Origin of the sequence: Mesorhizobium sp. ESP6-5, from assembly GCF_020164695.1 — a bacterium.
In the GTDB taxonomy this organism is placed as follows: domain Bacteria; phylum Pseudomonadota; class Alphaproteobacteria; order Rhizobiales; family Rhizobiaceae; genus Mesorhizobium; species Mesorhizobium australicum.
On the sequence record NZ_JAIUGR010000009.1, the window covers coordinates 193,669 to 220,485 of the forward strand.

A 26,817-nucleotide genomic window follows, 5' to 3' on the forward strand; every position below is an offset into this window, starting at 1 on the left:
TTCAGCAGGCGAAATGCGCGGGATAGCGAAGGTGCCGGCGAACCACGTCGACGAATTGCGCATCGCGCTTCGCCGCGAGCATGGCCGCGAAATGCCCGACCGCCCAGATCGCAACGCCGACGAGCCAGAGCCTGAGGCCGAGCCCGACCGCGCCCGCCAATGTGCCGTTGGCAATAGCGACAGCACGCGGCGCGCCGCCGAGCAGGATCGGTTCGGTGAGTGCACGGTGGACCGGCGCAAAGAAGCCGCGGACATCCTCCTCCATCAGATCAGGGCTCCGCCGCCGAACGAGAAGAACGACAGGAAAAACGAACTTGCGGCGAAGGCGATCGACAGTCCGAACACGATCTGGATCAGACGGCGAAAACCGCCCGAGGTGTCGCCGAAGGCGAGCGATAGACCGGTGACGATGATGATGATCACCGCCACGATCTTGGCGACCGGTCCCTCGATCGATTCCAGGATCTGCTGAAGCGGCTGCTCCCACGGCATGGAGGAACCAGCCGCATGGGCGGGCACGATCATCGTGGCCGCAGCAGCAGCAGCGGCCGGCAGGCGGACCGCACCAATTCTACGGATAGACGATGAAATGAACGAGATCGGATTCATTCTGGGGCTCCAGAGGACTGTGAATTCGGATTTGGGTCGGCTTCGATCTTGGGTTCGAGGATGCGGTAATCGCCGGTAGTTGGATCAAGCCCGTCAACGAGCGCGATCTCGACGAGACGGCGGGCCGAACCGCGGCCGGCAAGCACGGCAACGATGTCGATCGTCTCGGCGATCAGCGCACGCGGAACGGTGACGACGGCTTCCTGCACGAGCTGTTCAAGCCGACGCAGTGCCCCAAGTCCGGAGCTGGCGTGGATCGTGCCAATGCCACCCGGATGTCCAGTGCCCCACGCCTTCAAGAGATCGAGCGCTCCCGCGCCACGTACTTCGCCGATCGGGATGCGATCGGGGCGAAGCCGCAGCGACGACTTCACTAGGTCGGAGAGCGATGCGACGCCATCCTTCGTGCGGAGCGCCACCAGATTGGGCGCTGCACATTGCAGCTCGCGGGTATCTTCGATCAGGACAATACGGTCCGAGGATTTCGCGATTTCGGCCAGCAGCGCGTTGACCAGAGTGGTCTTGCCGGTAGACGTCCCGCCTGCAACCAGGATGTTCTTGCGCCTTGCAACAGCAAGTTGCAGTACGTCGGCCTGGCTCCCGGTCATGATGGCGGACGCGACGTAATTCTGAAGCGTGAACACGGCAACGGCAGGCTTGCGGATGGCGAAGGTCGGTGCCGCCACGACTGGCGGAAGTAATCCTTCAAACCGCTCTCCCGTCTCTGGTAGTTCGGCTGAAACGCGAGGCGCCGCGGAATGAACTTCCGCGCCGACATGGTGTGCGACCAGCCGCACAATGCGCTCGCCATCAGCCGGGGTCAGGATGTCGTCGGTAGCGGACAGCCCTTCTCTCAGCCGGTCGACCCAAAGGCGCCCGTCGGGATTCAGCATCACCTCGACTATGGCGGGGTCTTCGAGATAGCCGGCAATAGCTGGGCCGAGCGCCGTCCGCAGCATGCGGGCGCCGCGCGAGAGCGCTTCCCTGCCGGCTTGATAAGTGATTGCCACGATGATCCCCGTTTACCTCGCTGCCGCGGTCGGGGATGATTAGAAGGGGCAGGAACACGGGGCTTGCAACAAGCAAAACCGGAGATCGCGCATGGACGTGAAGCGACTTGCGAAATGCGGTGCAGGCGTCCGAATTCCTCGACTTCCTGAAGCGGATCGACACCGAAATGCCCAATGGCCCGGACGTGCATCTGGCGATGGACGACTATGCCACCCACAAGACGCCGAGGATCAAGGCTTGGCTCGCGCGCCGTCCACACTGGCATGTTCACTTCACGCCAACGTCGGCGTCCTGGATCAATCAGGTCGAGCGGTGGTTCGCAGAGCTGACGCGAAAGCAGCTGTGCCAGCATGTTCAAAAGACGTTTCTATTAGCGACGGTCGGCATTTTTCGTGCCGCTCAGCTTTTCAAAGAAAATCTTCTGGCAGCCCACTGCCTCAAAGCGCCCGGACGTGGGAGCCAAGTATTGAGTATTTTAGACTTCTAGAGCTCTATTGACAAAGTTTCTTAGGAGGACTTGTATTGCTCCCAATAGCTGTGGGGACAGCTGTTCGAGGGATAACTTCATGAAATTCTCGCGTGCGCTTTGGCGCGCCGGTTGTGCTGTTTCATCTGCGGCCTTGCTGTCGTCTTGCGCCGGCGTGCCTAGGACCGACGACACGACCAACGTCAGTCCGACGCTTATCGCGGCCGCCATCCAGTGCGAGATGCGCGACGCCTTCGTCGACAGGATCCAGTCGGCGATCGGCCGAATTCAGAATAAGGATGGTACCTCGGTAAACCAAGCAACGGTTGATTCTCTCGACCGCAATAAATTGGCGGCCTACGTGCCGCCTGGAATGAATCGGAGCGCGCTTAGCGACGATCAGAAAATAGAGATACCGGCCAGGCACGAGTCAGACGTCTGGTACGATTTCCTTAAATCTGGCTATATGAGGGTTAAGATACCCGATCCGCAGGCGCCCAATACCGGCAAGATGGTGCCTGATAACGAACTGATAGATCTCATCAAAACTTTCTCGCCGACATTCATTGCTTACAGGTTCAAGTTCGATATCACCCAGACAGATAATCTGGACGGCAGCTTCGACCTGCTGAGCGCAGTTACGCACGGTACGGTCAAGACGGATGTCAGCGGATCAGTGGAGGGCAAGCGCCAAAGTACGGATCAATGGGTGGCGGCCGTCCGGCTAGACCAGTTTTTGACAAACGTCCCGATCATCCGAGTCTGCAACAACCTGAGAAACCACCAATATTCAGAGCCTCGCCACCAGCTCGCCTATCCGATCGTCGGCAAGCTCGGCCTGGACTATTACGTCAACGGCTTCGTCAGCAAAAACCAGTCAGGCAACCTCATTGGCGAGATCGAGACAGTCGAGCTGCTCAAGCCCGGCACCGCCGACAAGCCGCCGTTGCCGACTGAGACCATCGACCTCCAGTTCACAACGACGCTCAAGGGCGCGATCAATCCGGTGTTGAAGATCGCCCCGCTTGGCGCGACGAAGTTCAGCGACGCTATGCTCAAAGGCGGGCGTCAGCGGGTCGATATCCATTCGCTCACCATCATCATGCAACTCCCTAACGTTGGTAATGCAACGGTATCCAACGCGCGCAGCGCCGCAGAGAGAGGAGAGGCGCGACGGGATTTCGATAGCGGCGCCGCCGAGGCGAGACGCGCGCTCGCCATCCACGATCAAAATCAGCGGGAGGATCGTCGCGATCGGGTCCTCAACGAAATCATCCTGGGCAATTGACAAGGGGAGAGCGCATCAATGGCCAAGACGACAAAAGCTGGGACACCTGCGATGAAAAGCCGGCGTTACATACGATCGATCAGAATGGAAGGTCTGACGCTGCATGTCCGCACCATTATCGAGCAGGGCCGCATGAAGGATTTCCTCGCCGCCAGCAAGGAAGCTGGCTTCGACACGCTGAAGGCGCAGGTAGGTTTCGTTCAGTTCTTGCGCGAGTTCGTCGACAAGGGTCAGGGGATGAAGCGCACTAAGGCGATCACCGGTGAGTTGGCGGAGGTACTCTATAACGCTACCAAGAAATCCAAAGGCAACAAGATCGATATTTGTGGTTAGGAAGCTAGTGCTAGTCACCTGAATCTGTTGGGCAGTAGCAGACAACAAAGCCCAACCCACTAATTGCCATAAGTCGCGAAGTTGTGAGCGATTGCACAACGGCGGTCATGCTTCATGCCCGGAGGATAGAAATCTCATCGTCTGCTTTCCAACGATATTTTGGTCATTCCGCATTTATGAGTTCACGGCTCTAGTTTACGCCATCCTCCGCGATATCCTCAGATATCTCGTGTCTCAGTTTCGGACCTTTGGCGAGACGCCGTCCAAGAGCTGAGACAAAGGCGCCGTAGCGTTCCGCGCCCTTGGCCCGCGCTGCCGCCTGCGCTGGTTCCGGCAACGGTGGATTGGTGGTCAGCCAGAAGCGCACGAAGACCGCCAGCGTTTCGACCGAGATGCCGAGATCGCGTTCGATGCGAGTCATCCGGCGGTCGAGTTGGTCGAGGCGTTTGATGGTTGCCGCCTCCTGCCGCTCGGCGGCATCCGGCGACAGGAAGGAAGCGATTGCAGCTTCGGCGATCAGCGACCGGGATTGGTCGCGGCGTGCCGCGTAAGCGGCCAGCGCCTTCATGACCTCCGGGTCTAGATAGACGGACAGGCGCTGTTTCTTGGGAGGCTTATTCAGCATTGCGATCACAGCTCCATGCCGTCATCGGGATCGAGCGAAACCTGCCGGGCGACGCCCTGCATCATGCGCTTCAGCCGGCTGTTGCGCACGGCATCCTCCTCCACGTCGTCGCTTGCATCGAGCGCGAACTCATTGTCGATCGGTTTCTTCGTTTCGACAGTCTGGGCCTTGCTCAACTCCGGCTGATGCCGGCGCTCCGATTGCGTCGGGTCCTCGTCACCGGCACGCCCATTGTCGAAACCAGTTGCCTCGGTCTGCGGCCGGACCGGGAGCGGCAGCACACTCCAGTCGTCCGTCTGCGCAGTCTCTGGTTTTGCCAAAAGCGGCGGCGGCAATATCCGCTCCTGAAATCGGATATCCTCGTAGTAGCGCGCCTTCTTCGCCCGGATCGGTGGCGTGCCTGCCACCATGACGATCTCATCGGAAGGCGGGAGCTGCATGATCTCGCCGGGTGTGAGCAGCGGCCGCGCAGTCTCGGATCGCGACACCATCAGGTGGCCGAGCCAGGGCGACAGGCGATGCCCTGCATAGTTTTTCATCGCCCTCATCTCAGTGGCGGTGCCGAGTGCGTCCGAAACCCGCCTAGCCGTTCGCTCATCGTTTGTCGCGAAGCTGACACGCACATGGCAGTTGTCGAGGATCGAGTTGTTCGGGCCGTAGGCTTTCTCGATTTGGTTCAGCGACTGGGCAATCAGGAATGCCTTCAGGCCATATCCCGCCATGAACGCCAAAGCGCTCTCGAAGAAATCCAGCCTTCCCAGTGCCGGAAATTCATCCAGCATCAGCAGCAGCCGGTGGCGGTGCGCCTTCGCATTGAGGTCCTCGGTGAGCCGGCGGCCGATCTGGTTGAGGATCAGGCGGATCAGCGGCTTGGTTCGACTGATGTCCGATGGCGGCACGACGAGGTAAAGCGTCGCCGGACGACTGCCGCCGACGACGTCGCCAATGCGCCAGTCGCAGCAGCGTGTGATCTCGGCAATAACGGGGTCGCGGTAAAGGCCAAGGAACGACATGGCGGTCGACAGCACGCCGGAGCGCTCATTGTCGGACTTGTTGAGAAGCTCCCGCGCCGCCGAGGCGATCACGGGATGTGGACCACTTGGTCCCAGGTGTGACGTCTTCATCATCGCCGCGAGCGTCGACTCGATCGGCCGCTTCGGGTCGGACAGGAATGCCGCGACGCCCGCAAGCGTCTTGTCGGCCTCGGCGTAAAGGACATGCAGGATGGCGCCGACCAGGAGGGCGTGACTGGTCTTCTCCCAGTGGTTGCGTCTCTCAAGCGAGCCCTCGGGGTCAACCAGAATGTCGGCAATGTTTTGGACATCGCGCACCTCCCACTCGCCGCGGCGTACCTCCAGCAGTGGGTTGTAGGCGCAGGATTTCGCATTGGTTGGATCGAACAGCATGACGCGGCCATGCCGGGCGCGGAAGCCGGCGGTGAGCTGCCAGTTTTCGCCCTTGATGTCGTGGACAATCGCAGAACCCGGCCACGTCAGAAGCGAAGGCACGACGAGGCCGACACCCTTGCCGGATCGAGTCGGCGCGAAGCACAGAACATGCTCTGGCCCGTCGTGGCGAAGATAGTCGCGCTCCAGCTTGCCGAGCACGGCGCCTTCGGGACCGAGCAGTCCCGCCGCATCGACCTCGCCTTTTTCGGCCCAGCGCGCCGAGCCATAGGTTTCAGCACTTTTGGCTTCACGAGCTCGCCAGACCGACATGCAAATAGCGACCGCGATTGAGATGAAGCCGCCTGATGCCGCGATGAAAGCGCCCCTGGTGAAAATCTCCGGTGCATAGGCGTCGTAGGAAAACCACCACGCGAAGAAAGCTGGAGGCAAGTAGACCGGCATCCCTGCGATCCGGAACCATGGTGGTCCGAGCTGCGGCTGAAATCCGAGCTGCCACGCGACATACTGCGTCGCCCCCCAAGTCGTGATGAGAACGATCAGCACGACGATGAGGATCTGGCCCCAGAGGATCCTGGTGGCGGACATGGCTGCGCTCCTTTCTTCAAGACGAGGACGGGATTACAAGCCGAGCCCGCGTTTGCGGCCAAAACTCCAGTCGATGCCGCCATCGCCGCGCGTTACGCCGGAGACATGCTGGCCGAGCTGCTTTTCCAGGGACGGCGACCAAGGCACCAGCTTAAAGCCGAGCCCGTCGTCGATCATGGCGAAGCGACCGGAGGCGAGCGCGAAACGCTGGCGGTAAGTGCCGGCAACATAGTCGCCGCTCGCGTATTGATTGAACGGTCGTCCGGTCTCGCCGGCGAGCTTTTCGCCCAGCGCCTCGATTTCGCGTTTGCGCAGGCTGTCGATCAGGTTTCGGGTGAAGATCACACTGCGGCCCTGCCGTTCAGCAAAACCTTGTTCGATCAGACGATCGGCGCGGCGGTCCATGGCGGCGCGCACCTCGGCGCCGAAGCCGCCTCCGCCGAGAGCCACCGGCTCGCGCGCGATCGCCTGACGGTCGAGCCAGGTGGCCCCGGTCGCGGTGACCTGCCGTTCGATGTCGAGGTCGGAGCGGATCGCAAGTGCCACCCGGCGGCGACCCTGCGCATCGTCGAATTTGCGAAGCTCGACAATCGAGCCCGGCGCGCTGTCGCCGGCTGCGTCGAGGTCGGGCAGTTTGATGTGATGGGTGCGTCCGTCCGTGCCGTCGACCACGGCATAGACCGTACCCTTCAACTCATCGTCGAGGCCACGGTCGACCAGGCGGCCGACGATGGTCTCATCCAGACTTTCGCCAGCCAACACAAAGTTCGCTGCCCCGCGCTCGATTCCGCGTTCTGTCAGGCCGCGATGGATGCGCTTGATGATATCGCCGCGCTCGCCGAGTTCGCGCAGCGTCGCTTCGGCATTCTCGGACATCAGCCATTGGCCGGGGCCGACCTGATCGGCGAGACCGAGGGTTTCGAGTTTGTGAAGCCGCCCGACCTTCATCGCATGGAATTCATCTGGCTGGCGGTCCGGCCTCGGTGCCATGTCGATGACGCCGGTGCGATTGCCGTCGCGCGCAAGCTGGCGATCGAGACTGGTCCAGCGTTCCGCTTCGATCTGCCGTTCGAGATTGCGGCGGATCTCGTGGTCCGTGCGCGGCCCCAGCTCCTGGGTGATAAGATCCTGCGCCCGGTCGCGCATTCCTTGCCTGATATAGTCGCGCGAGATGACGAGGTCCTGGCCGTCATCGGTTCGCCCGCGCAGGATGATATGGACGTGCGGATTGTCGGTGTTCCAGTGATCGACGCCGACCCAATCGAGCTTCGTGCCGAGGTCCTTTTCCATCTGGCCCATAAGTTCGCGGGCGAAGGTCTTGAGGTCGGCTATCTCCACCGCGTCCTCGGGCGAGACGATGAAGCGGAAGTGATGCCGGTCGCCCTCGCTGCGCTCCGCGAAATCTTTAGGATCAGCATGGTCGGTCTCGGGCCCGAACAGCCGCGCCTTTTCCCCGGCGCGGGTGACGCCCTCGCGGCGGAGATAATTGAGGTGCGCGGATAGCGGTGCCGATCGTGCCGAGTGCCGGACGACGCGCGTCTTGATTACAGCAATGCGGGACCGTCCCGTAAGCAGGCGGTTGGCCTGAATGGTCGCGCGAATGCCGCGGCCGAAGCGCGAGCGATTGCCGGTTGTGATCCTGCCAGATCGCGAGACGTGGCCGCCGGCCTTCTGGGCGGCGGCGAGCGCCTGGGCGATGAAGGGCCTGGCCTGCTGTGCGCGGGTCGAGCGGATGCGGCCCGGCCGGATGCGGAAATCGTCCTCGCCGCTCATGGCCAAGGCCCTTCACATCTCATCAAGATGCGGAAATCATTGTGCAAGCCGCGAAAGCGCGAGGCGTGCGAATGTCGCACACATCGCGCAATCGGCGCGTAACCCACTGAAAAACCACGACCGCCATCAGCCGCACCTCGCGGCCTTTTATCTCGCCATCCCTCCTCGACTTCCCCGGTGAACTGCCCTCCCGCCGCCAATCCCGCGACACAACAGGCCAAAGTGCGATTTGCAACAAATCCGGTGATCATCGCGATGCACCGAGAGATCGTGCAATAAAGAGGTTTTTCGTAGCCGGCTTCAGTGAGGGACCCGTATCTTTGGGCGCAACATCCGGCGACGGTGCAAGCGCCGTCAGATCGTTCACCGCGGTGTCGATCTTCGACGGCATGTCGGCTGAACGAATCTCTGTGAACACAGTTTGGTAGACGCTATCGACGCCTCCGCTGCCGCGCGAAACGGCGTCATTTATCGCAGTAGCGCCGCGCTCGAAGCGCTGCGGCCGATCTGCGCTCGACTTGCTTCCCAATCCTCGCGAGTGGGGCAGAATCTCGACGGCTCCGTTGATCAGGGGCATAAGCTTCGCAACGTAGTCGATCGTCTCACGGGGCAGCCGGCGACCTTTGGAAAGATGCTCCTGATAGCGTTGAGGTCCGGCATTGTAGGCGGCGAGAAATCCCTTCGGGCCAAACCGGTCGAGCATCTCGCGGAGATAGGCCGCTCCGGCCAGGATATTGTCACGGGGCGCGAACGGATCTTTGCCGAGATTGTGTTTGATGCGCAGGTCTTCCCACGTGGTGGGCATAATCTGCATCAACCCCATTGCGCCTTCGGACGAGACGGCGCGGACATCCCCGCCGCTCTCGACATGCATCACGGCGCGGATCAAGCGCTCGGGAAGATCGAAACGTTTGGCGGCCTCAAATATGTAACCGGACCACTCTCCGCTGGTCCCGACCGCTCTTCCGGCGCAGGATTTTAGCGCCGATTGCGGAGGTGCTTCCGCCGGGTAGGCAGCACAATCAAGCATGAGCGACGTGCACACCGAGAGCATCGCTATGCACTGGCGAACGGTAACGCACGCACCACTTTCCCGACACGCCGACAGCCTGCCGCCGTGCTCGCTTCCGTCAAGGGCAAGGCTACGCCGACTGGACCTGCGTCCTATGCGTGGCAGCGCAAACAACGCCTCAATCGGTGGACAAGTGTCCGGCCGCCCTTGACCTCCGCTGCGCGCGACGGCCGCCTGATCGGCGATCGGGTCGAAGGGTTTGACCGGCGCCCGATCGATCAAAGGGTTTACCTGAGCAAGCTCGATGACGCGCGATCGGAGCATAGAACTCAGGCTCGCTCTTCGCGCTTCGAGGGCCGGCTCCAATGCAGATTCCAGACATCCTTTTCGGCAGCAGCCTGAAACAGACTGGCGCGGACCGGATACGTGAATGACGGATCGTCGATCAGCACCGAGAGATAGGCGCCAGCCTTCTCGCCCGTGCGATCCCAAGCCGCGCCAATTTCAACGCCGTCGCAATAGATGCGGTGTTCGGGCGCGTGTTCGGCGCCCGATTTCTCGGCTGGCAGTATGGAGAGCTTGGCGTCGATCATCAACGTCGAGATGTTGCCGAAGAAGCCGTCATCGTTGCGGGTGAAGATGCCGATCTGTGCCATGCGATATCCTCTCGTTGCGGGGTGGGTGAGCTCTTGGAAACTGTCGGGGCGGCAGATCGCCGGACACAAAGGGCACCGGAGACGTGTCGTCTCTGTCCAGACGGGAACCGCGCGGCCGATGATGGCCGCCGCTGGAAGGGCGCCGAAGTAGCGGCTGTCGAAACTGTCGGCGACATCCGGGTTCATGAAGAAGGCTTCGCCTTCGGCAAGCACACGGCAGCCCTGCCACGCAGGCAGCCAGCGACCTTTGCCGTCGTGCTCGCGCGCATATCCAAGGGTCTTGCCGTCGGCGACGATGGCGGTCCCGTTTCGGCATACCGTTGCGCCGCTGAGTGCCAGAACGTGCTTCAGCAGCGGCACACCGGGGGGCAGATATCCGCGCTCGGCGAGCAAGCCCGCCAACGGTTCGGGTGGCATGACAACGGCAAGATCGCCGACATCGATCCTGCGACTTGCCTCGACGCGATAGAGCCCGACCGGCACGCTTGCCGACGCGTTCCAGATGAACCTCGGTGAAAATCCGATCGTAGCTGGGGCAGCGATCAACGCCGTGCCGGCGAGCATCGCAACGACTATCTTGCCGCGTGCGTTCATGGCTCGATCCGCCGCCGCATAAGCCAAGCTTCATGCCCCTGCCGCGTATACGGCCGAGGGTTTTCGCGTACCGCGAGGCGACTGTGGACATGTCGCCAATACTCCGGCGAGACATCTATCGCATCGACGCCGGTCGCCTCGATGGCGTCGATGATCTCGAGCACTTTCTCGACCTTCGGCCAGCCAGTGGCGGTGAGCAGGATGTCACCGCCGGGCCGCACATAGGCGACGGTCGAGCAACGCTTGCCGGCACCGACGGCGCGCAGAATGTCAACGCGTGAGGCGATGGTGCCGAAGTCGTTGGCCGTCCAGCGGACGAAGGCGAAGATGCTGCCAGGCGCGAAAGCGACAACGCGGCGGCTTCTGTCGATGATCCTGTTCTCGACGGTGTTGCCGAAGCGAATGTAGTTCTCGATCCGCTTTTTCAGCCAGAGCAGTTCGACATAGGTGAGCTCGTTCATACGCTCCTCCCCTGCGGGAGGTGGGCGGTCACAATGGCATCGGCTGGATGCGAATGAGCTATTGCCTCGCCAGCATGAGAACGAATTTCGATCCCACCGAACGCGGACCGGTAGCCTCGTTGCCGCGATTGTTCGCAGCAGCGCGGAACTGCATGTTCCGTTAGAAAGAATCCGAAGGATTCTAAGTTAGATAAGTTAGCAGCGTGAATTCGGCTTCCGCTTCCATGGGTTGAGCGGTAATCGGGTTCCCGAAATGACGAGGAACGGGTTCCCGAAATCCCGTGCCGTCGGGTTCCCGAAATGACGAGTTGATTCACAGCTTGTCCTCCGCTGCCCTGGCCTTGCCGAAGGGATTGAAAGGGTCGGGATGGCAGGCCTTGAAAGTGAGCAGAGGTTCGCCGGCCTGCGTCACACCCAGAGCAAGCCGATAGCCCGGCAAGGATTGCCGGCGAACGATGCCGCGAACCTCGAAGGCGAAGCGCTTATAGGCAGACAGGCTGCCGGATTTTACGTGCAGATGGCGCAGGTCGAACGACCAGCCATGCGCCTGTCGTCCGCCATGTTTTCGTACGAGACGATAGAGCCAGCGCTCGATGCCGCCGGTCAGGTCGAAATAGGCATGGTCGATGGTGAGCACGAAGGCGTCGACCATGATGCCGGCATAAAACCAGTCGGGCAGGACAAGCTCGATGCCAAGCGGTCGAGCGCGATGGTCGGCCCGTTCCTTCCATTCGTTGATCCAGGAGAAGCGGTGCATGCGCCGCTCGGTGGGTTGGCGGATCGAGGTGGCGACGGTGGTCGACTGGAGACGGTCGAGCGCTGCCTTGAGCAGCAGATACTCGCGGGCGGACGTACCGCGACCGATGAAGGTCAGGATTTCGTGCGGCGTCGCCGCCATCATGCGCGAGGTCCGCAGCCCCTTGTCACGGGCATCGACAATTTGCGAGGCGGCCCAGATCAGGATGTCGGCATCCCAGATAGTTGCCATGCCGTGCTCGATGGTAGCCTCGACACGGATGGCGATTTCACCCACTCGGAAATCGATCGGCGTGATACGCCGCGATTTGGCAAGCGAGAAGAATGGCCAGGCCATCAAGTCCTGCGCATCGCGCAACGCCATCTTGCCGGGCCGCGCATGAAACAGCGCAATCGGCTCCAGGTCTGTCGGTGTTGGGCGCATGTCCAGATCCCGCAGCTCGAAATCTCAGCGCGACTTGCCGGCGTAGGCGGGCGCGCGCGCCGCATGTGGCTTGGCGGGCGGAACATAGGCGGCGTTTATGTCGCTGGTGGATGTGCGCGCGCCAAGCTCGATCCAGGCATGCAGGTCGGCGATGTCGTAGAGAACGCGGCCACCGACCTTGCGGTATTTGGGACCAGTGCCATAGGTCCGGTGTTTTTCCAGTGTCCGGGCGCAGAGACCAACGATAGGTGCGGCCTCCTTGGTGCGAAGATATTTTTGGGGCGCGTCCGCCTTCGACATCGCTTAATCTCCATTGGGTTCTGCTGTCGCCCTGGCCTGCCGGGACGCGCGAAACGGACGATGGCCGAATTGAGAAAATGGGAGGAGGGCAAAGATCGCGGGCGCGTTTTTGCTACCCCCCGGCTGAAAATCTCAGCAGTCGGATTTGCGGCTGCGGCTCTGGGGATAGAGGAGAAGGTCGCGATAGCCTCCGGCGACCAGGCGGTCGGCGCGTCGCAGGATCGCCCGTAGCTTGTGGCGAAGATGATGATCGCGCCAGTCGCGCGGTGCGATAGGTTCTCGCGACAGGAGTTCCTCGGCCAGCCGGCGATAGGGCACCCGCGTGCTTCTTCCATCAAAGACGCGCAGATTGAGTATGTGCCTCAGCCTGGTTTGTTGAGGCAAGGAACCATAGAGGGTGCCGAGTGGACGACCGTTCGCCGCACGCCAGAACCGGCGCGCGGCGTCGAGGCGGGTTTCGAAGTTCGCATCGAGCGGCAGGACAATGGCGTTAATGTCGAGCAGGCCGTCAGGTTCACCAGAGACAATGTGACATGCCTCCGGCGCCTGCGGCCAGAGAATCATATGAACCTGCTCGGCTTCGGTCCAGCTGTGAGCCGTGTTGAGTTGGGTAGGTTGAAGGGCCGGCTGCGAGGAACCGGCGGCAGCTGCCAACTTCGTTGCGCGAAGAACTCGTGGCGAAGCCTGTTCGGTCCAGACGATGTGTTCAGGAGATAGAGGCTCGTCACCAACGATCGCGAAATCGCGCGCCCCAACGAGCGGCGAAATCTGGCGGACCGGCGAGTTCTCCTGCCATCAATGGACGTGACGCCAGCCGGTCGCATTCGGCGGCGAAATCAGCGTTCCGGATCAGGTACTCGGCGGCAAACTTATCGGCTTCGTAGCCGCGCATGTGCTCGTATGCCGCCGGATCGGTCCAATCGCTGTGCGACATGGCAACGGTCCTCATCGGAGGCTCGCGTTCGGCAGCGAGCTTCGCAATCAGCTTCCGAGACGCCAGTTCGGCTGGGTAGTCAGAGAGTCGGCAAACCGCTTTGCTGATTCAGCACAGCTAGAGGGTCAACGGTGCCTAGTGTGGTGCACCGCCTGCCAGGAGATACCGATAGCCGTTGGTCGTCATCCATCGAGCACGGGCGAGATGTGTTTCCCAAGCCCTGAAAGCGCGATCGGGCTCCTTCTCGGGATCGATGTGCAGAACGATCCTGGCCACCTCGCGCCAGTCGGCATCCTCAGCTGCCGCATCAAGAAGCCGGATGTAGGTGAGAAGACGCTCCTCATCATAGCCGGTCAGGATCGAGGCGACCGGCGCAACGTCGGCGACGTCGGGATCAAGCAGAGGTTTAAGCATAGTGTGAACTGTCCCGCTTCAACAGACCATTCTTCAGACCGGATCTGACTGTAGCGAATAGGAACGATCATTCCTAGAACGATAGTTCCTCTTCTGGTCCGTAGTCGTCATGGATCTCAAGGAGGTCATGGCGACCAATTTGCGTCGTTTGCGCCATGATCAGGATGTGACGCAGGAGGAATTGGCGGACCGCTCTGGGTTGAGCATGCGTTACGTCGGCTCGATCGAGCGTGCTCGAGTTTCGGCCAGCGTCAGTGTTCTCGGCAGAATCGCCGCTGCGCTGAATGTGGACCCATGCGAGCTCATCAGAATATCAAAACGGTAAGTCGACGCTGGGTACCGCTTAGCGGATCGTGCGGATCGGCAGGACGGGTACATAAGTCCGAAATGCATTTGATAGCCATGACCGTAGTCGCATCGCGAGCCGGGCGGAGCCCGGCGAGCGGGGGCAGCCAGCCAAGCGCCACCGCGACGGTCGATCCGCGTTCGCGGATCGACGGCAAATTGCGTGGCCATTGCGCGGCCAGATATCCGACCGCGCAGTGTCGGACAATCAGCTTGCCTTTTCGAGCAATGCCTTGGCCTTTCCTTCAAGCTCAAGTCGGCTGTCCTGATGGGATTTGGTGCGCGCATGCGCTGTCATGCCCTGCACGAAATCAAAAATGCTTTCGGGTGGCCTACCCTCCTCCTGCAAGACGGTTTCGATGACCTTGCCGGCTTCAGCCTTCGAGAACCCGCGCTTGCGCAGGAAGGTTTCGCGGTCGTCATTAGAGCGAGCGACGATCTTCTCGCGGGCTGCCTTGATGCCAGCGATAAACGGCGCGGGTGAGGAGTTGGCGAAACTGGTCAAGGCAGGTGCCGCCTCGTGGGCAAAGCGCTGCGCCGCGAATTTCGAATGACGGATGCTGATTTCCTCAAAACCTTCGACGCCCCAAAGATTGCGGTTCATACACACGGCGCGAAGATAAAAAGAGGCGATGCCAAGCGTCTTGCTGCCGACCTCCGAATTCCAGCAATAAAATCCCCGGAAGTACAAATCCGGCTCTCCGTTCGGCAGGCGTCCCGCCTCGATGGGATGGGTGTCGTCGACCAGAAACAGGAACACGTCGCGATCGCTCGCGTAAAGCGTGGTGGTGTCCTTGGTGATGTCCATGAAGGGATTGTGCGTCATGGTCGCCCAATCCAGCATGCCCGGCACCTTCCACATGGTGTCGCCGATTCCGTTGCCTGCGATCTTCATGACGGCGGCGACTAGCTCGTGATCCCAGATGCGCCCGTAGTCCGGGCCGGTGACGGCACGAAGCTCGACGCGTCCGTCTTCTGCCTCCAAGGTTTTGACAAGCTCGGCGCGGTGATTGAGCAGGCCGTGCTGCAGGTTGATGCCTGCCAGCGGCGCGGGAAGCTGGCGCATGTAAGTCGCGGGAGCGCCGACAAGGCTGCAAAGTTGGCCGAAGCTCCAATGGGTGGGCGCAATCGGCTGGTCTTGTCCGGGAACAATTAGCGAAAGCCTTTCCGCATTCTCACGGCTCGCCTCGACACGGACGGCGCGGCTCTCAACGGTGCGGGCTGTGGCGTGATCCGTGCGGGCGCGCACCGCATCGTAAAGCTCGGTCAGCGACAGATAGCGCTCATCGTCGGGGCGCGAGAACCATTCCGACGAAACACGGCCGATCCGCTCGCCGCGCGAGATGTCGACGCGAAAGCCGCCGGAAACTGGCTGCTGCTGGCTGTTGTCGATGCTGTTGGTGTTCGTGGTCATGTTCATTGGGGTCGCTCCTTTTTCCGTCAATGCCGAAGGCATGTCCCTCGGCATGCCTTCCGGGGGCGCGTGAGCGCGCGGGAGTGATGGGGGCCATTGCCGGCGCGCGGAGCCGGGCTGCACGGTCGAGCGGAGCGGATGGATTGATTGATGGTTGGCGACCGGTCGGCCGCTTTGCGAGCCGGCGGTCCTGCTCTGCACAGGCGGCAATAGCGGGGAAGCGAGGGGGAAGTCTCCTCGCTTCCCTGAAAACGATCGCCAGCGTCGTTCGGTTGCGATCAGATCATGGTAGTGGTGCTTGCCGAGTTGATATTCGCAAGAATGGCGATCGTCAGATGATAACGAATTATTTGCTTGATGATCAGATAGACAGCCACGAAATTTTTAATTGCTGCCCAAGAGAATCAAGAGGGAAGATTTCATGACCGTGTCCGAGGACCTATAGACCAGAGCCGATCTCGTATCGATCGCTGCCGATATTGTCTCCGCCTATGTGTCGAACAATCCGGTGCCGGCGGCAGAGCTGCCGAAACTGATCGGCGATATTCATGTCGCTCTGCAGAACGTCGGCACATCCGTGGCCGAACCTGCGGTGAAACTGGAGCCTGCCGTTTCGATCAGGAAGTCGGTGACGCCGGACTACATCATCTGTCTGGAAGACGGAAAGAAGTTCAAATCGCTGAAGCGGCACCTGGCCACGCATTACAATCTGAGCCCCGAGGGATACCGGCAGAAGTGGAGCCTGCCTGCCGAGTATCCGATGGTCGCCCCGAACTATGCCGCTACCCGCTCGGCGTTGGCGAAGGCGGTCGGTCTCGGGCGCAAGCCGGTTGCACCAGAAATAACCAAGGCGCAGAAGCCGAAACGGACGACTCGTGCAGCTGCCGCGACCGTAACCTCGCCTGCTGCAAAGTCGCCGGTCAAGAAAACACGGAAAGTTGCCAAGGCCTAGCCTGCTCCATCGAACTGACTACGATCGGGCGGTGGCGGACTGAGCATGGTGAAGCCCGGCGCGGCGCGCCGGGGCTTCTTGGCGGAGTTGATTTCACTCGGCGGTGCGGCGTGACCAGATGAGTGAGAACTCGCCTTCGGTTTCGGTCTCGACCAGGCTCGCATAGATCGGAGCGGGGAAGCTCGGGTCGTCGAGCTTGACCGAGTGATAATCGCGGCCTTCGCGCGAGGTCTTCTTCCATGCCGCCCCGAATTCGGTGGCGCCGGCGAAGATGCGGTAGTCCGGGCCCTTTTCGTTGTCGCCGTCGGCGGGGACGAAATCGACGGTCTTGACGTTGAGGTTGAGGGTCTTGACTGAGCCCTTGAAGCCCTTTGCGGTCCTGGTGAAGATGCCGATCGTAGCCATTGCGGTGGTTCCTTCTATTGCTCGAGCCGCGCCCATCGCGGCCTCGATGGTGGTCGTGAGACTGGAGACGATCGGTCCGCATCCCGAAGGGGCTGAAACGAAGTGGAAGACGGCAGGGCGAGGCTTTCTTGGACCGCGAGGAATGGCCGCGCAAACCGGGGTCCCCGCCACGCTTCGTAGTGGGGTGGTTCGGCCAGGGGAAGAAAACGCAGCGCCGCCGTTGCGGGAAGCGATCGAGGCGAAGCCGGTCTTCGGTCAGACCCAATCCATTCGAGGACGCCGTGGGCGTGGCTTGCCGGCAGACGAAAGAGGAACCGCCGCAATGGCGGTCAATTGGATTCACAGCGCAAAGGGCTCGTGGATCAGGGAAGCCAATACACGGCAAGGGAGGGATCCTGCCCCGCGGAAATACGATGGTGACGATGGAAGATCCAGGCTTTCGCCGCTCTTTGCCTTGAAACCCATTGCATTCGATGCGGCACGGAAAGCCATACCCGCGCCAGGGCAGCGACTACTGCCACATCCAGCGGGATATCCGACCGCCGCCCCGGTCTGTGCGAGCCTGGTCGAGACCAGAGCGCGGACGATGCCCAAATGATCCTCCCCAGCGTTGCAGTATGATCGGCCACTGAAAAACCTGCGTCCCCCGCCGGAGCTTCGGCGGGAAAGTCCCCCGCCGTCCGCCGCGTCGTGGGATTGAAGCGTGTCGCGTTTGGAATGGCTTTTCGTTGTTCCGATTGATGGTGTCGTGCTGTCGAGGTTCCGGCCGCGCGGAAGCGCGGCCGGAAATTTCTAGTACCTGTCAAAGCAACTAAACCGGAGCCGCTGAAGCAGCTCCGGCCTGCGCCTATCACTCGGCTGCAATGTGGAGCGGTTCGCCTTCCTCGGCCACGCTCCCGCTATCCGTTGCGGCCAAGTCCGTCTCGCCCTGAGGAGGCTCAAAGTCCGCCCCGGACGGTTCGTCTGCTGCCGCCGCTGCCTCACCGGTCACGTCATGCGCCTCTCCAAGCGCAGCGGGCTCCGTTGTGCGCATGAGTGCCGGGAGCCAGCTTGTTCCGGCCAACAACTGCTCGGCGGCTTCGGCCATCGGCTGCTTCTTCAAGGCAGCAAGCCTCTCGGCCGCCTCGTCGCTCACTGCCTCGCATACGGCGGAAAGAATATGTGCCTTGGTGATACGCCCGAGATAGGAGCTCACGGTCGGCCTCCAATGTGCCGTCATGTCGAGCGCGACCGCCGTTGCCAGCATGTCGGCCGTCTCATGAGCGCGTGGCTTGCGCTCCCAAGGTTGCTTCACGGCGTTGACCGTGAGCGAGGCGCAATGCGCAAACAGCGCCATGACGCTGGCATGGTCGAGCGCGGCGATGTAGCCCCATAGGTCGGCCACATCGACCGGCATATCCGCCGCCCATCCCGCATGACGATCCGCCAGCGCGTTGGCCGCCGCCGTGTCCTCGATGCCATCCGCGTGGCCGGCCAAGTAAGTGCTGGTGGGGCGAATTTCCAAGCAGTGAGCTTCGGCACCCTGATAGAAAGCCTGCGCGGCAAGTGCGTGCGTGACGGCGATCAGCGCGATGTCCGGTTGCTCGCCAAGCGCAAGGCGAAGGCCGAGTGTCCGGTGCGCGGTCAGGTCGCGCACGAGAATATCGGAAAGAGGCTTGCCGGAATCCTCCGCTTCGTCGTCGCTATCACCGTCCGGACCGACACCTTCCTCGATGATCTCACCATCACCATTGATGGTGTAGCCATCGCTCTCTTCCTGCACTTCCGTTTCCGGCTGATCGTCTTCGCCCCGGATGAAGCCGCGTTCGATGCGCGCCGTCCCGTCATGGGAAAGCACGACAAACACTCCGCCGCGCGCAACGACATCGGCATCGTAGGCGTGGCGCAGTGCGTCGATGTGCTCGATCTCAGCCTCAAGCTTGCCAAAACGCTTATCGACATCGTCAGGCAGTTCCTCGGCGCTGCTCCATTCTTCCGTCAGCCGATTAAACTCTTCCAACGCCTGCGCATAGGCAGCTTCGTGCTCCTCCGACAAAGCCACCGGCTGCGGATAGGTGCGGCGCAGACCATGCGCGTGCGGATAGTCGATATGGACATCCGCCCATTTCCAACCTTCGGCCTGCCTGACGGTTTCCGCGACGCCTTGCAGCTTCTCGATGACCATTCGGTCGAGCAAGGCCGCGTCATCATAAAAACCACCGCGATCATCCGTGAACAGGTCGCGGATGATCATGCCGCCGGCGTCGATATAGGCCTCTTCACCGATGAAGATGGCGCGGCGGTCGGCAGCCGCAACATGGGTCTGTGTAAGCTGGCGACGGATCATGTACGGATCGCGATTGTAGGTGAGGCTGTCAAAAACCTGCTCTTGCCGTGCATGATCCTCGGTGATGGCGAAGGCCATCAACTGGTCGAGGGTCAGATTACCATCGCGGTAGACCTGCATCAGCCTCGGGCTGACAGAACCAAGTCGCAGACGCTGCCGCACCACGTGTGCGGTCACACCGAAGCGGGCGGCGATTTCTTCCGCTCCCCATCCGCGCTCCTCATTGAGGCGACGGAATGCCTCGAACTGGTCAGCGGGATGCATCGCCTCGCGAGTAACGTTCTCGTCCAAGCTGATCTCGTGCGCATCGTTCACGGTGTCGATGACGCAGCGGATCGGTTCGGTCTTCTTGATCTGCTTCCGCTTCACGCGCAAAAGCTGAGCCAGCCTGCGGCCTTCACCGATGGTGACGAGATAGAAGCCGGTTTCAGTCCCCTCGCCGCCAAGTTCCGGCTCAACCACAAGGTTTTGCAGGACACCCTTGGCGGCAATGCTTGCTGCATAAGCTTCGATGATCGCCTCGCTATGCGGCGTCTTGCGCGCATTGCGCGGCGACTTTTTCAGCTTGTTCAGCGGAATGAAAACCTCGGTGCCGCTTTGGCTAACGGTGCCGGTTTCGACGTTTTTTGCATGGATGGTCATGGTTCTGGGTCCTTTCTCTTAACATGCCGAAGGCATGCCCCTCGGCATGCCTTCCGGGGGCGCGTGAGCGCGCGGCAGAGAGGGGGGCGAATGCCGACGAGCGGAGCTGGGCTGCGCGGCGAGCGGGGCGGCTCGGATCAATTTAAGTGATGGGGATCATTTGCCGCCTTGCGAGCGGGCGGCTTCGCTCTGCGCAGACGGCATTCGCGGGGGAGAGATGGCCAAGACCATCTCTCCCCTCGCGTGTGAGTGTCGTCCGGTTGTTTGGCCGTGTTGGATATCCTCATGCGCAAAGAGCACCTTGGCCCGGCTTCCCTCCAAGAATGAAGCAGCCGAAGGAGCGTCAGCATAGCGGCGCCGCAGGCGCGACGCGGGACCGACTGCGGCGACGAGACCGGCTGGTCTCAACGACTGCCTCCGTCCGCAGCGGCGTTCAACAAGCGCCAGTGGATTTCGGAACACTGCCTAGAACGAAACCACAGCAAATCTGGTGTTGGAAGCGTCTAGGGCAGCACTTGTGGGGAGGCAGACGTAAGTCCACATTGCGAACCAATGTCGATCTCGCGCCGGAAGCCGCGAGCTATGGCGTGTACCTACTTTGAGCTTCCGCCCTTTCTTCTGTGCATGACGCGAAGGCTCTCTCCAGCACGCCACATTCGAAGATAGAGCCTAGCGGCTGTAGCTGGTCGATATCCGAAGCGGAATGGATATAGATTTCACCGTCGTGTGCGACGATCGGATAAGTGAGCCGTCGTGCATGTCGGAGGTTCTTTTCGATACGGGTTTTTCCGACATATCGAGGCAGGCCAGCGATAGCAGCGGCCAGACCCCCACTCGGTTCGTCCCATTGTTCCCTGTTGGCTCCCCCAACAGAAAGCGGCCAGTATTCATAAACGCTCCAGATTGATGGAGCTAGAGCACGTATTAACTCTGACATGTCTTCCAGGAGGGAGAAGTTCTTTTTCGTGACGATCGTATTAATTTTGATTGCCACGCCAAGCTCACGGAGCCAACTCATCCGATCAATGACGATCTCGAAATGCTTGGGATGCTGCCTTATGAGGCCATGTGTCGAGGAGTCGGGCCCGTCAATGGGTAGGCCAAGCAGATCAACATAGGAAAGCAGAGCAGTTTTGTCGCTCTCGCAATGGCGAAGACCAATGCCATTAGTGTCTAGGTGAACGAACAAGCCTGCCATTTTGGCGTTCGCAACCAGGTCACGCCACTCATGATAGAGGGTGGGGTCACCTCCGCCTATCGTTATCTTGGAAATCCCATACTCATGCAGCCGGGCTAGTACCCGATTAGTTACTACGAAATCCGGCTTGGCTCGAACGAAAGGAACGTAACACCAGCTACATTTCAAATTACAGCGGTGCTCGAAATTCAGGATTACACGCATTATCAAATTAGTTTCTTGCGAGAATGCAGCTCTGGAAGCGCAATTTTCTTCTCATAACCGTTTTTACTTAGCCAGTCCTCCAGCGGGATGGAAGCGTTCCAGAGCGCATCGAAATGGCGACTCATCATCTCATAGTTCGAGATACCTTGTCGAACATCGCCCTTGCGCATCTTTAAGCACATGAAGCGATTGGAGATTCTGCCGCCATCCTCAGCAAGATGATAGGGATCGAAGTAAGCTTCATCCTGTGTAATGAAAACGCTACAGCTCATTCCCGCATCGACAAATCGAATCTCCAGATTCGAGAATTCGTTGTACGCGCGGATAATATCGCCAAACGGCAGCTTGCTGTCATCCCGCTCCCCCGCAACGTTGACGGAGTTTCTCAGCGCGCGTTCATCGCAGAATGGATCCAGCAGGATAACCCGGAACGGAACCCTTTCGCACAACCGCTGTCTGACGGCTGGCCAGTGACGTTGCAATCCAATCGATAGATAAGACGCTCCTGAGTTCGCCGCCAGCGACATCGTGTGGGCATTATTTATTGTGAGCGCCGTGTCATTGTTGCGCCGGTTCTGATCTGCGAGCCTCTGCATGTTATACAAATCTGTCACGCCATACGAGACGGCTGCGTCCGCTAATTTGTCCGCTAGGGTATTGTGTGCCAAAAGTGCCATACGTTGCGGCTCAGAAAGCGCCCAACGCACAGCTGCGAACATGCCCATAGCGATGGCCGCGACAACGACATATGCCCACCATGGTGCTTTCACAAAGCTGGTAAGCCACGTCGCACCGAACGCGCTTACGACAAAAACGAGTGCTTCAATAAAAAGCCCGAGTTTGTACACGTTCAGCCGTCTTATTTTCATCATGCACCCACCCAAAGACTGAGCTTGTTGCGCTACCGCGACAGAGCCCTAACATATTGGCCAGCTCTCAGTATTTCTATACTGAAGGGTCTCGCCTGAGTATATGTGGTAGCTAGTCGCGGATTAGACTGAATCCTGCCAGTCTGCATTCTCCTCCTGACCTGACGTAGATCCAGGCCTCAGCTTCCAAGTGGGATTCGTGCCCGTTGACCCGATCGGGGCCGATTGCTGCAGCTCCCGAACATGCGCCGAAGGCTCGGCCGGAACGGCCACTGGGACCAGGTGCTACTCGAATGCAAGATAGCGTCAGAACGTCCCGGGAAGGCTGCAGGCAGGCGATGTCAGGTCGATCAGCCTGTAGATATGGTACCGCCCATTCGCCGAGACTTCGCGATGGGCATAAGAGGTGGGAATTCGTGCCTTGAGATGGACGCGGCTGTCGGAGCAGGCGAGCACGGCAGCGGCGATGGCCTGAACCTTCGGGCCACTGACAAAAACGTTCACCACCGCACGTGAGCCGAACCCGTCGAGATATGTCTCGAACGCATCGAGGTGGGCCATCAGTCCGAAAGCCTGGATGTCGCGAACTTCGCCATCTTCGAGCCGGTGGGTTTCACGAACCTTGGCCACCTGCTGATCGAGCAGCGCATCGATATGCGCATTCTTTTCGCTTCTGGGCACGAGTAGCGAGATCCGTTCCGGACTAACGATATCGATTAATCCGTAGAACACGTCGGCATCTCCTCCGATCCCCACGAGCAGGACTTTCTCTTCGCCCATTCCTCCGCTGCCTTGAAGGTGAGGGACGGTGACGTATCGGTCCAAGCCGCTGGAAAAATCTTCTTTGCCGCTCGCGTTCCCGTAGATACCTTCGGCGTACCCGAACTCGAGAGACTGAATCGACATTTTCTTGAATGCCACCGCAATCAGCCATTGGATATAGATTCGCGGCATCGTCGAGCATTCGACGAAAACCCTCCTCAGGCTTCCTTCGTATGAGCCACATGAAGCGGCCATCTGAGTGAGCAGGTGGTCGAGGAGATTGATGTTCTTCTGATACTCGATGGAAGGCTCGAGGGTGATCACACTCACTTCGACGCCCCATCGGTTACCCATCGCGACGAGCTTTCGCCGGTTTTCTTCGACGGCCGGGACGTTCGCTTCCTTCAGTGCAAAGTCCAGAACCACGATCTTGCCGACCTTCAGGTCAAGATGGTTCTCGAACGCGGCGAAACGCGTTTCCCAGCCAAGCGCGACGATCGCGATATCTGCCTCTACCGTTTCGCAGGTACCTGGATCTCTCGCCTTCTCGGTGACGGCCAGATGGCCGAAGACACGATAATCGACAGTTGAAGCGGTCATTCGAGATCGCTCTCGAAAAGCGAGTGCTGGAATTCGGCCTTGAGTGCGGGCCGCGCGACGAGCTCCTTAAACACCGAGTCGGCCCAGTCTTCTGGCAGCCGATGCCTGGTAAAAAGCAGGTCGACCATCCGCGCCGCAGGGATTGTGTTGATTTCGTACGGGCCGCGATAGGAGAACCCGAAGTAAGGTGCAAATCGCCGATGCAACCTGATCATCATCTCCTTCGATGCGGGGTCGGCGCGGTCCACCTCAAGGTTGCCGGCGGCGGAAACCTCCCGGATAAACCCATCCCTTTCCGCCCGACGCAGGACCTCGTCCAGTTTTCCGCTGGGTTGCTCCAGTCGGTTTACTAGCGAGCGCATTTCATGCAGATCGACCCTGAAAATGCCTCTCTCTGTCGTTCCGAGAGCATTTTCTTCAGCAAACTCTGTCTGGAGGCGAGCTGTCAGATAGCCCAACGCCCGCACCATGCGCACGCTCTCTTCTTCGTATGGGTGTGAAAGCGCCTGAAGTCCATCAAGCTTCCGTTGGGATGCGGCGTTCACTGCCTGCCTTTGCTGTTCGAGATGAATCTGTAAATCCGAGTTGATGAACTCCACCAGTTTTCCTGGATCACTGGCACTCGGAACACTGCGGCGGAAGATCTCTCCCATTATATCGAGGAAATCGCGGATACAGACGTCGCTCAATGATGTAATGATCTGGTGCCCTACGTACGGATAGTCGTGGAGACGGAGCATCCGACACGCCTTCAGAAAAGCCCACCCCTGTTTCCGAGCGATCGACCTCTTCAGATTTGAAGCATCCGCCTTGCTCATGGGCCGGCGCTTAATATCCGGGTTCATGAGCGCGAGCGCCAGCCCTTCGGCATAAGGCCGCGCTTTTCGATCAAGGAGGAATTGCTGCTGATCCGCCGTCCTCAAATTCACGGAGAGGAATTCACGTGCTGAATCAGCGACTGCCACCAGCTCTTCTCTGCCCTCGGAATGACCCGATACGATAACCCGCTCGATGATGTCGTTAACGGAAAGCCGCCCCAGCCGGTTCTTGAGCGAAAACGCGCTGAGCGGGTCGTTGCGCTTGAGAGCGCTCCGCAGATGGTCAGGAAGCGCATAGTAGAGCCGAAGCGACGCCACGTTCTCGCACAGAATTGCGAACTCTCTCGGATCGACTAGATCAAGATTCTCGACGTCGCGGTCGGCATTCGAGAGCGACTGGCCGGGTATGATCGTCCGGATCGTGTCGTAGAGGCCGCCGATGTAGGCGAGGACCCACTTCACGTTGCCGCGGGTCTTCCTCACCAAGGTGTTCAGAAACTGTTGCTGGAGCGGTGTCAGGGCTTCACAGTCATCAATCAGGATCTTGAAGAAAGGCATCCTGTCACTGGCGAAAGATGGTCCTTCCAAAAGCGGACTAATCGCGGTCGCGACCTTGTTGATGATCGCGCCAGGGTCTGTCGCTCTGAAGTTTGTCGCACCGGCATCGGCGGCAAAGAAGAATGCGTTAAAGCATTCGTCCACGTACCGGGTTATCCCGCCCCGCAGCTCATCGATGCTGAAGAAATCAAGACGGGCAGGTTGCGGTATGAAGTGCAGCACTTCGCGATGCAGCGAGAGGGCGACATCCCTGTCTTCCGAGGCCCGGTATTTTAGGTGCCCGTCGCGCCTGAGCTGGCCGATGCTCTCGAGCAGGCGTTCGACTATCTTTAGCTCCAGGTAGTGAGAGAAAATTACGAACTGCCGCGGGATCACCGCGGCCGTATCAAGACGTATCTGCTCCGGAATGAGGGTCAGAACCGCGTTATCGATTAGAGGCGAGAATGTCTCATTAAGCTGGAAGAAGACGCCATACCAGCCGAGCTTGCCGACTTGATCCGCAAGGCTTTTGTCTTCGAGGATATGGACTGTGGAAAGCGAGCGAAGAATGCTGGTCTTGCCACTGCCTCTCGTCCCTGCGACGAAGACCGGCTTGGCGGCGGCAGAAATCAAGGCCGACTTCTGACTGAACCACAATATCGGGCGGCTTTCGTACTCAATCCTGTTGGGGCCGAACGGATTTTGCATCGTTATTCGTCCCTTACCTTAATGCGCCAAGCCGAGGTTGCCTTCGTGAGGCCGTCTATCTCGACGGCGCGCGCCGCTTGGAGCATCAGAAGAGAGTCTTCCAGATCTAGTCCGAGCTCGGCGGAGGCGGCAATCTCAGTGATTTCGTCCCAGAAGAGTAGCCCAGTCCCGCGCCCCCTGGCATGGTCGCGGAGCCGGCGCAGCAGGTCAAACGTGTCGTTGTTCAGAAAGGCCTTCCCGTTGGATATGGTCGAGATAAAGCAATGTTCGCCTTCCATGACGGTCCCGTCGGCGACGTTGGTGCGGTAGGGTATAAGTCGGATGCCGACGAGCTCTCCCTGATCGGTCATGAAGAAGACGAGCTCATTGAAACCTGACTGTATCTCTGGTGCTGAGATGCAGATCAACTTGCCGTCTGGAAACCTTGGATCGTTGACGATCTCGACCGGATCGGCGTGTATGTGTCCATGCAGGTAGACGATAGGCTTGTTGCCCTGCAGCAGCTGAGTTCTGACAAACCCGCTGTTGAGCATCTCCCCGTATGGCGTAATGCGCGGAATCTTCTGTGGCAGCAGATTGTGATGGCCGATCATGATGCCAAAACGCATGTCGGGCTGCTGGAGCAATTCCTGTAGGCCTGCAAGCATCTCACGCGAGATGTATGGCGTGTCCATCTGACCATAATACTCGTCGTCGGACTCCTCCTTGTCTGGATCGCTGGGAGGCGTCGCGGGCGAATGTCCTGAGGTGTCCGGCGAGCCGAGATCTACGGGTTCGGTAGAAGGACTGAGTTCCTTGAGACGATCACGAAGGAAAGCGGGAAGGTTCTGAAGCTCCCAACTGCCTATCGCTGTGTTGACGAGGATGAAATTCGCGCCTCCAGATCCTGTCGGAAGTCTGAAATGCACTGGCTGGTCCACAGGAACGGTCTGCCAACCGAAGCGGACGGCTAAACCCGCCATTTCGCTGAATTTTTCAGTCGGTCCAAGTTCGCGCGCGTCATCACGGTTCACATCGTGATTTCCCGGTACAAATATCAACGGAAGGGCCTGTGAACTGCGCCCCTGTGCGCGGCAAAGCAACGTGAAGTGCTGGAATGCCGAAGCGATGAAAGTCTTGTCGCCACGGCTGGTGAAATCCCCCATGAAGGCGATCGAATCCAGGGGCTTCGAAGTCGTCAGCCGCCGAAGTTTCGTCAAGACTGCACGCAGCGAAGACGCGCGCAACTTCTGCGTTATTTTCGGAGCGAACTTGCTGTCCTTGGCATCGATGTTGCTAGAGGACGGATGCCAGTCCGGATAGTGGATATCGCCTATTTGAAGGATTCGCACACGCCGCATAACTCTCCCCCTGCCGAGAGCCATAGCCTGATCCGTTCGCTTTTGCC

Annotated in this window: 26 protein-coding genes and 1 pseudogene; 5 read left to right on the plus strand and 22 right to left on the minus strand. The window is 60.0% G+C overall.

Going from position 1 to position 26,817, the window contains the following annotated elements:
• Nucleotide 1: 1 nt before the first annotated feature.
• From LB524_RS16970 to trbB, 3 genes are all read right to left on the minus strand, one after another.
• A complete protein-coding gene (locus LB524_RS16970; protein ID WP_224528459.1) occupies nt 2-265 on the minus strand; it encodes a VirB3 family type IV secretion system protein in 264 nt (87 codons plus the stop codon).
• Nucleotides 265-525 (minus strand): TrbC/VirB2 family protein, encoded by a 261-nt coding sequence (locus tag LB524_RS16975; protein ID WP_245262400.1) that lies wholly within the window; start codon nt 523-525, stop codon nt 265-267. Before LB524_RS16975 ends, LB524_RS16970 begins: the two co-directional genes overlap by 1 nt.
• Nucleotides 526-605: 80 nt before the next feature.
• Nucleotides 606-1,568, minus strand: a complete 963-nt coding sequence (gene trbB, locus LB524_RS16980; RefSeq protein WP_224528463.1) for a P-type conjugative transfer ATPase TrbB — start codon at nt 1,566-1,568, stop codon at nt 606-608.
• Nucleotides 1,569-1,741: 173 nt separating this feature from the next.
• Between trbB and LB524_RS16985 the strand changes: the two are divergent.
• From LB524_RS16985 to LB524_RS16995, 3 genes and pseudogenes are all read left to right on the plus strand, one after another.
• Nucleotides 1,742-1,963, plus strand: a pseudogene (locus LB524_RS16985) (transposase); the annotation flags it as partial.
• A 223-nt stretch (nt 1,964-2,186) separates the two neighbouring features.
• Nucleotides 2,187-3,374: a hypothetical protein gene (locus tag LB524_RS16990; protein WP_224528466.1), complete on the plus strand. Its 1,188-nt coding sequence runs from the start codon at nt 2,187-2,189 to the stop codon at nt 3,372-3,374.
• Nucleotides 3,375-3,392: 18 nt separating this feature from the next.
• Nucleotides 3,393-3,707 carry a hypothetical protein gene (locus LB524_RS16995; protein ID WP_224528469.1) on the plus strand — a complete coding sequence of 105 codons (315 nt, stop codon included), beginning with the start codon at nt 3,393-3,395 and terminating at the stop codon, nt 3,705-3,707.
• A gap of 190 nt (nt 3,708-3,897) precedes the next feature.
• On the opposite strand, the gene LB524_RS17000 is transcribed toward LB524_RS16995, so the two are convergent.
• The 11 genes from LB524_RS17000 to LB524_RS17055 form a co-directional block, all read right to left on the minus strand.
• Nucleotides 3,898-4,329 carry a CopG family ribbon-helix-helix protein gene (locus LB524_RS17000; RefSeq protein WP_224528690.1) on the minus strand — a complete coding sequence of 144 codons (432 nt, stop codon included), beginning with the start codon at nt 4,327-4,329 and terminating at the stop codon, nt 3,898-3,900.
• Between the two features lie 8 nt (nt 4,330-4,337).
• Nucleotides 4,338-6,326, minus strand: a complete 1,989-nt coding sequence (locus LB524_RS17005) for a conjugal transfer protein TraG (RefSeq protein WP_224528472.1) — start codon at nt 6,324-6,326, stop codon at nt 4,338-4,340.
• 33 nt (nt 6,327-6,359) lie between these two features.
• Entirely contained in the window at nt 6,360-8,099 is a 1,740-nt protein-coding gene (locus LB524_RS17010; protein ID WP_224528474.1) for a relaxase/mobilization nuclease domain-containing protein, read from the minus strand.
• Between the two features lie 247 nt (nt 8,100-8,346).
• Nucleotides 8,347-9,435, minus strand: coding sequence for a lytic transglycosylase domain-containing protein (locus tag LB524_RS29015; protein ID WP_181171029.1), 1,089 nt, complete (start codon nt 9,433-9,435; stop codon nt 8,347-8,349).
• A gap of 5 nt (nt 9,436-9,440) precedes the next feature.
• Nucleotides 9,441-10,361 carry a DUF736 family protein gene (locus LB524_RS29020; RefSeq protein ID WP_140787418.1) on the minus strand — a complete coding sequence of 307 codons (921 nt, stop codon included), beginning with the start codon at nt 10,359-10,361 and terminating at the stop codon, nt 9,441-9,443.
• The gene (locus tag LB524_RS17030) at nt 10,358-10,822 is read right to left on the minus strand and encodes a DUF2840 domain-containing protein (RefSeq protein ID WP_224528477.1); all 465 of its coding nucleotides are present in this window, start codon (nt 10,820-10,822) and stop codon (nt 10,358-10,360) included. Before LB524_RS17030 ends, LB524_RS29020 begins: the two co-directional genes overlap by 4 nt.
• Nucleotides 10,823-11,135: 313 nt before the next feature.
• Nucleotides 11,136-12,002 (minus strand): replication initiator protein A, encoded by an 867-nt coding sequence (locus LB524_RS17035; RefSeq protein WP_140787368.1) that lies wholly within the window; start codon nt 12,000-12,002, stop codon nt 11,136-11,138.
• A gap of 24 nt (nt 12,003-12,026) precedes the next feature.
• The gene (locus LB524_RS17040) at nt 12,027-12,302 is read right to left on the minus strand and encodes a helix-turn-helix transcriptional regulator (RefSeq protein WP_140787366.1); all 276 of its coding nucleotides are present in this window, start codon (nt 12,300-12,302) and stop codon (nt 12,027-12,029) included.
• A 132-nt stretch (nt 12,303-12,434) separates the two neighbouring features.
• On the minus strand, nt 12,435-12,956 hold the full coding sequence (locus LB524_RS17045) for a DUF2285 domain-containing protein (RefSeq protein WP_224528480.1): 522 nt from the start codon (nt 12,954-12,956) through the stop codon (nt 12,435-12,437).
• Between the two features lie 70 nt (nt 12,957-13,026).
• Nucleotides 13,027-13,236 carry a transcriptional regulator domain-containing protein gene (locus LB524_RS17050; protein WP_224528482.1) on the minus strand — a complete coding sequence of 70 codons (210 nt, stop codon included), beginning with the start codon at nt 13,234-13,236 and terminating at the stop codon, nt 13,027-13,029.
• 135 nt (nt 13,237-13,371) lie between these two features.
• Nucleotides 13,372-13,650, minus strand: a complete 279-nt coding sequence (locus LB524_RS17055; protein WP_224528485.1) for a DNA -binding domain-containing protein — start codon at nt 13,648-13,650, stop codon at nt 13,372-13,374.
• Between the two features lie 109 nt (nt 13,651-13,759).
• On the opposite strand from LB524_RS17055, the gene LB524_RS17060 reads away from it, so the two are divergent.
• Nucleotides 13,760-13,975: a helix-turn-helix domain-containing protein gene (locus tag LB524_RS17060; protein WP_224528487.1), complete on the plus strand. Its 216-nt coding sequence runs from the start codon at nt 13,760-13,762 to the stop codon at nt 13,973-13,975.
• Nucleotides 13,976-14,203: 228 nt separating this feature from the next.
• Here the strand turns inward: LB524_RS17060 and LB524_RS17065 are convergent, their stop codons facing one another.
• The gene (locus LB524_RS17065; RefSeq protein WP_411909921.1) at nt 14,204-15,409 is read right to left on the minus strand and encodes a DUF932 domain-containing protein; all 1,206 of its coding nucleotides are present in this window, start codon (nt 15,407-15,409) and stop codon (nt 14,204-14,206) included.
• A gap of 466 nt (nt 15,410-15,875) precedes the next feature.
• Here LB524_RS17065 and LB524_RS17070 point away from each other — a divergent pair, with 466 nt between their 5' ends.
• The gene (locus tag LB524_RS17070; protein ID WP_224528698.1) at nt 15,876-16,361 is read left to right on the plus strand and encodes a MucR family transcriptional regulator; all 486 of its coding nucleotides are present in this window, start codon (nt 15,876-15,878) and stop codon (nt 16,359-16,361) included.
• Between the two features lie 93 nt (nt 16,362-16,454).
• Here the strand turns inward: LB524_RS17070 and LB524_RS17075 are convergent, their stop codons facing one another.
• From LB524_RS17075 to LB524_RS17105, 7 genes are all read right to left on the minus strand, one after another.
• Nucleotides 16,455-16,766 carry a DUF736 domain-containing protein gene (locus LB524_RS17075; RefSeq protein WP_140787357.1) on the minus strand — a complete coding sequence of 104 codons (312 nt, stop codon included), beginning with the start codon at nt 16,764-16,766 and terminating at the stop codon, nt 16,455-16,457.
• 850 nt (nt 16,767-17,616) lie between these two features.
• Complete coding sequence (locus LB524_RS17080; protein WP_140787355.1) at nt 17,617-19,734, minus strand: ParB/RepB/Spo0J family partition protein; 2,118 nt, start codon at nt 19,732-19,734, stop codon at nt 17,617-17,619.
• Nucleotides 19,735-20,314: 580 nt separating this feature from the next.
• On the minus strand, nt 20,315-21,136 hold the full coding sequence (locus LB524_RS17085; protein ID WP_224528490.1) for a radical SAM protein: 822 nt from the start codon (nt 21,134-21,136) through the stop codon (nt 20,315-20,317).
• Between the two features lie 2 nt (nt 21,137-21,138).
• Nucleotides 21,139-22,008 (minus strand): hypothetical protein, encoded by an 870-nt coding sequence (locus tag LB524_RS17090; RefSeq protein ID WP_224528492.1) that lies wholly within the window; start codon nt 22,006-22,008, stop codon nt 21,139-21,141.
• A 303-nt stretch (nt 22,009-22,311) separates the two neighbouring features.
• Entirely contained in the window at nt 22,312-23,367 is a 1,056-nt protein-coding gene (locus LB524_RS17095) for a hypothetical protein (protein WP_224528503.1), read from the minus strand.
• A complete protein-coding gene (locus LB524_RS17100; RefSeq protein WP_224528506.1) occupies nt 23,364-25,430 on the minus strand; it encodes a hypothetical protein in 2,067 nt (688 codons plus the stop codon). Before LB524_RS17100 ends, LB524_RS17095 begins: the two co-directional genes overlap by 4 nt.
• Before the next feature lie 2 nt (nt 25,431-25,432).
• Nucleotides 25,433-26,770 (minus strand): metallophosphoesterase family protein, encoded by a 1,338-nt coding sequence (locus tag LB524_RS17105; protein WP_224528507.1) that lies wholly within the window; start codon nt 26,768-26,770, stop codon nt 25,433-25,435.
• Nucleotides 26,771-26,817 lie beyond the last annotated feature (47 nt).

What these genes read in the sequence shown, in the direction of transcription:
- LB524_RS16970 (WP_224528459.1), bottom strand. Translation starts at nt 265, where the DNA reads ATGGAGGAGGATGTCCGCGGCTTCTTTGCGCCGGTCCACCGTGCACTC.
- LB524_RS16975 (WP_245262400.1), bottom strand. Translation starts at nt 525, where the DNA reads ATGATCGTGCCCGCCCATGCGGCTGGTTCCTCCATGCCGTGGGAGCAG.
- trbB (WP_224528463.1), bottom strand. Translation starts at nt 1,568, where the DNA reads ATGCTGCGGACGGCGCTCGGCCCAGCTATTGCCGGCTATCTCGAAGAC.
- LB524_RS16990 (WP_224528466.1), top strand. Translation starts at nt 2,187, where the DNA reads ATGAAATTCTCGCGTGCGCTTTGGCGCGCCGGTTGTGCTGTTTCATCT.
- LB524_RS16995 (WP_224528469.1), top strand. Translation starts at nt 3,393, where the DNA reads ATGGCCAAGACGACAAAAGCTGGGACACCTGCGATGAAAAGCCGGCGT.
- LB524_RS17005 (WP_224528472.1), bottom strand. Translation starts at nt 6,326, where the DNA reads ATGTCCGCCACCAGGATCCTCTGGGGCCAGATCCTCATCGTCGTGCTG.
- LB524_RS17010 (WP_224528474.1), bottom strand. Translation starts at nt 8,099, where the DNA reads ATGAGCGGCGAGGACGATTTCCGCATCCGGCCGGGCCGCATCCGCTCG.
- LB524_RS29015 (WP_181171029.1), bottom strand. Translation starts at nt 9,435, where the DNA reads ATGCTCCGATCGCGCGTCATCGAGCTTGCTCAGGTAAACCCTTTGATC.
- LB524_RS29020 (WP_140787418.1), bottom strand. Translation starts at nt 10,361, where the DNA reads ATGAACGCACGCGGCAAGATAGTCGTTGCGATGCTCGCCGGCACGGCG.
- LB524_RS17030 (WP_224528477.1), bottom strand. Translation starts at nt 10,822, where the DNA reads ATGAACGAGCTCACCTATGTCGAACTGCTCTGGCTGAAAAAGCGGATC.
- LB524_RS17035 (WP_140787368.1), bottom strand. Translation starts at nt 12,002, where the DNA reads ATGCGCCCAACACCGACAGACCTGGAGCCGATTGCGCTGTTTCATGCG.
- LB524_RS17040 (WP_140787366.1), bottom strand. Translation starts at nt 12,302, where the DNA reads ATGTCGAAGGCGGACGCGCCCCAAAAATATCTTCGCACCAAGGAGGCC.
- LB524_RS17050 (WP_224528482.1), bottom strand. Translation starts at nt 13,236, where the DNA reads ATGTCGCACAGCGATTGGACCGATCCGGCGGCATACGAGCACATGCGC.
- LB524_RS17055 (WP_224528485.1), bottom strand. Translation starts at nt 13,650, where the DNA reads ATGCTTAAACCTCTGCTTGATCCCGACGTCGCCGACGTTGCGCCGGTC.
- LB524_RS17060 (WP_224528487.1), top strand. Translation starts at nt 13,760, where the DNA reads ATGGATCTCAAGGAGGTCATGGCGACCAATTTGCGTCGTTTGCGCCAT.
- LB524_RS17065 (WP_411909921.1), bottom strand. Translation starts at nt 15,409, where the DNA reads ATGACCACGAACACCAACAGCATCGACAACAGCCAGCAGCAGCCAGTT.
- LB524_RS17075 (WP_140787357.1), bottom strand. Translation starts at nt 16,766, where the DNA reads ATGGCTACGATCGGCATCTTCACCAGGACCGCAAAGGGCTTCAAGGGC.
- LB524_RS17080 (WP_140787355.1), bottom strand. Translation starts at nt 19,734, where the DNA reads ATGACCATCCATGCAAAAAACGTCGAAACCGGCACCGTTAGCCAAAGC.
- LB524_RS17085 (WP_224528490.1), bottom strand. Translation starts at nt 21,136, where the DNA reads ATGCGTGTAATCCTGAATTTCGAGCACCGCTGTAATTTGAAATGTAGC.
- LB524_RS17090 (WP_224528492.1), bottom strand. Translation starts at nt 22,008, where the DNA reads ATGATGAAAATAAGACGGCTGAACGTGTACAAACTCGGGCTTTTTATT.
- LB524_RS17095 (WP_224528503.1), bottom strand. Translation starts at nt 23,367, where the DNA reads ATGACCGCTTCAACTGTCGATTATCGTGTCTTCGGCCATCTGGCCGTC.
- LB524_RS17100 (WP_224528506.1), bottom strand. Translation starts at nt 25,430, where the DNA reads ATGCAAAATCCGTTCGGCCCCAACAGGATTGAGTACGAAAGCCGCCCG.
- LB524_RS17105 (WP_224528507.1), bottom strand. Translation starts at nt 26,770, where the DNA reads ATGCGGCGTGTGCGAATCCTTCAAATAGGCGATATCCACTATCCGGAC.